This window comes from uncultured Phenylobacterium sp. (genome assembly GCF_902826855.1).
In the GTDB taxonomy this organism is placed as follows: domain Bacteria; phylum Pseudomonadota; class Alphaproteobacteria; order Caulobacterales; family Caulobacteraceae; genus Phenylobacterium.
The window spans coordinates 1-3175 of record NZ_CADEGK010000321.1; the positions used below are offsets into that span (position 1 = coordinate 1).

General features: G+C 65.9%; 3 protein-coding genes. All 3 read right to left on the bottom strand.

The features are described from left to right. Positions 1-1723 (bottom strand): conjugal transfer protein TrbE (locus QZV94_RS24120; RefSeq protein WP_293682883.1); only part of this gene is annotated, 1723 nt, incomplete at its 3' end. 52 nt (positions 1724-1775) lie between these two features. Continuing rightward, the gene (locus tag QZV94_RS24125; protein WP_293682885.1) at positions 1776-2042 is read right to left on the bottom strand and encodes a VirB3 family type IV secretion system protein; all 267 of its coding nucleotides are present in this window, start codon (positions 2040-2042) and stop codon (positions 1776-1778) included. Between the two features lies 1 nt (position 2043). Beyond that, positions 2044-2391 (bottom strand): TrbC/VirB2 family protein, encoded by a 348-nt coding sequence (locus tag QZV94_RS24130; protein ID WP_293682887.1) that lies wholly within the window; start codon positions 2389-2391, stop codon positions 2044-2046. Positions 2392-3175 lie beyond the last annotated feature (784 nt).

Consider the following 3175-nt stretch of genomic DNA (forward strand, 5'->3'; position numbering starts at 1 on the left):
TGAGGGTGCGCTGGTCCCGCGGCCCTTCGGCGAGATTGCGCAGGCCACTCCAGATCTCGTCCTTGACCGGCGGGGTGATCGGCACGCCTTCGGCGGCGACGATGTCCTGCACCCATTCCTGCGCCCAGGCCCGGTCATCTGGGGCGTCGATCGCCGCGAGCGGCTGGAAGGCCAGCTCGCTCTGGTCGCCGCCGAGCACATAGAATTGCCCGCCGACCAACAGCGTCGAGGCCCGCGAGCTGGCGCCCTTGTCGAAATAGAAGACCTGAGCCTCGGGGTAGCGCAGCCACTGCATGGCCAGGGTGTTGAGCAGGACCGATTTCCCGGCCCCGGTCGGCCCGACGATCATCGTGTGGCCGACATCACCCTGGTGCAGGTCAAACCGAAAGGGCGTGGTGCCGGCCGTGCGGGTGACCAGCAGCGCCGGCTGAAGCCCAGGGTAACCGCGCTTCTGACACTCCGCCGACAGGTGGGCGTTGATGGTCGGACCGGGCCAGATGGCCGACATCGGCATCATGTCGCAAAGGTTCAGCGACGACACCAAGGGCCGCCGCAGGTCGGCATAGGCCTGGCCGGGGAGGCTGCCGATCCACGCCTCAACGGCATTGACGTCTTCGACCTTGCAGACGAAGCCCGCCCGATTGATGGCGCCCTCGACCTCGCGGACCCGGTTGGCGAGTCGATCGGGATCGGCGTCCATCAGGGTGACGGTCGGCGTGAAGTAGCCGATGGAGGCATAGTCGCCGCCCAGGATCGCCAGGGCGGCATCGGCGTCGACTGCCTTGGCCGCCGCGTCCGGATCCTCCAGCAGCGAGGGCTCGCGGGTGATGGCCTCCTTCAGGAGCGCCATCACGCCCTTGCGCTTGGCGAACCAGCGCTTTCGGACCGTGGTCACCGCCTTGCGAGCGTCTTCCTTGTCCAGCGGCAGATACCGGCAGACCCAGCGATAGCTGATGCCCAGCTCATTGAGCCGGTCGAGCAGGCCGGGGCACGAGGTGGTCGGGTAGGCCCTCACCGAAATGGTGCGCAGGTATTGCCCGCCGAGCCGCGGCAGCAGGCCGCCCTGGAAGTCGTCGTCGGTCAGGAAGGCGTCGAGATAGGCCGGCGTCTCGGGCGTGGCGACCGGGTGCCGCTTCGTCGAGATGCAGCTATGCAGATAGGTCAGGGACTCGTCGTCGGTCAGTTCGCTGACCTCGGGCATAATCGCGGTCAGGATGTCCGCGATCTGGTGGACGGTGCTCAGAAAGTCGCTCAGGGCGGACCGGTACATGCCCTCGGCGCCGCGCCCCGACGGGGCGTTTTCGAGCAAAAGGCTTTCAGCCGTCGAGATCGCCTCCTCGGGCGGCAGATAGGTGAAGTTGAGGAAGTAGCGGCTCTCGAAGTGACGCTCCTGCGCCTCGAACCCCTCGCGGCGTTCCTCATCGACAAGGTCCGAGACCGGGTCGGGAAACTGGCTCGTGGGGTAGGTCTGCGACGGCGACCGGACGGCCTCGATGTGCAAGCACCAGCGTGAACCGAGCCGCCGAAGCGCGTTGTTCAATTGGGCGCGGGTGGCGACCAAGCCGGCATCCGTGGCGCTGGCCAGGTCCGGACCCCGAAACGCCAGGGTCTTTTGAAAGCTGCCGTCCTTATTGAGCACCAAGCCGGGCCCGATCAGGGCGACCCAGGGGAGATGATCGAACAGGCGATCAGCCTTCGGCCGGTACTCACGCAAATACAGCACGACGGACCTCTATGAGACCGGAAAAGGGGAAGGGTGAAGCCGCGCGCGCACGTCAGGCGTCCAGGTAGGGCTTCTGGCGAATGTGTCGGCCGAGCGCGTCGAAGAAGTAGGGATCGCGCTTGTTCAACCAGTAGCAGGCCCCATGGATGGCCAAGCCGACCGGGATGCCGATCAAGGGGACCTGCAGGCCCAGCGCCAGGACGGCCGTCAGCGTCCCGTTGAGCACCGCGATCATCCGGGGCACGCCCGCGATGGTCACTGGCTCCGACAGCGAGCTGTGAAAGGCGATCTCGAAGCCTTCGACGTCGGACCGGGCCATCTCAGAACGCCGCCCCGGCGGTCATGTTGAAGAAGGTCGAGATGAAGGTCGTGGCGGTAAAAGCGATCGCCAGACCGAAGACGATGCCGATCCCCTTGCGCATGGCCGAGCCGCCTTCCGCAAAGGCGAAGCCGAGCCCTGTCAGGACGATGGCGATGATGCCGACCGCCTTGGCGACAGGCCCCGACAGGGACTGCATGATCGTGTCGAGCGGGCCTTCCCACGGCATGGCGGTGCCGGCGCCGGCGGCCCAGGCCGGGCTAACCGCGAGGAGGACAGCTGCACCGGCGAGGAGGGCCAAGGCGGTCGATGCTCGCCCCCGAACTTGGCTTGAACCGACATTTTTCATCGCAGCTGGCCCTTGATTGCGTCCGCCCGCCTTCACCGGGCGTCACAACCCTGAGTCGCGGATAGGGCGAGGTCAAGGGCATTACTGGATAAAAAGGTGCGATTCGTTCTTTTTCTATAGTAAAGCTACACGCCTATTGGGCGAACTTGAGGGCGCGCTTCAGCCACCTGAATCAAGCAGGCATGCGCGCGCATTTCCCCCGAAAAGCCGGTAAGGCTTCGGCCCGAGAAGGGGCGACTTTGGGGCAAACGCCCGAGTTCTGTGGGCTATTGATTCGATGTCAGCCGCAGTTGCGAGAAACTTCAACGTGCGACCAATTTTTTCGGGTGGCTATGACGGGCAGGTCTTCCGCAGGAGCCCCGAAGAGCAGGCGGAGGTGCGCGCCTATTTCGACTCGCTCATGCGGCCAGTCAGCCGCCGGGGCGGCGGCGAACCGCCCCGGCCCCAGGGTTACTGCTTTTGGATCGCCGTGATCTCGCCGGCACCGCCCGGAAGCTTCAGGTCGAAGGCGACCTTGTCGCCGACCCCAGATGACGCAGCGCCCACACGGACATGACTACAGGGGCTTGCCCTGCGCCTCAAGGCGAACGCGCGGCTCGCATGACCGGAGGATCGAAGGCGCCGGTCGCCTTGTTTCCGAGAGCGCGAGAGACTAAAACGCCCCTATCCGGGCCCACGCGGGTCGCCCGGTCAGACGGGTTCGCTCGTCCAAGATCCGCTCCTTTGGGCGACCGCCATTGGCGGCGCCTCAGGAGCACATACCTTGGACGCCTCGATCGACCGC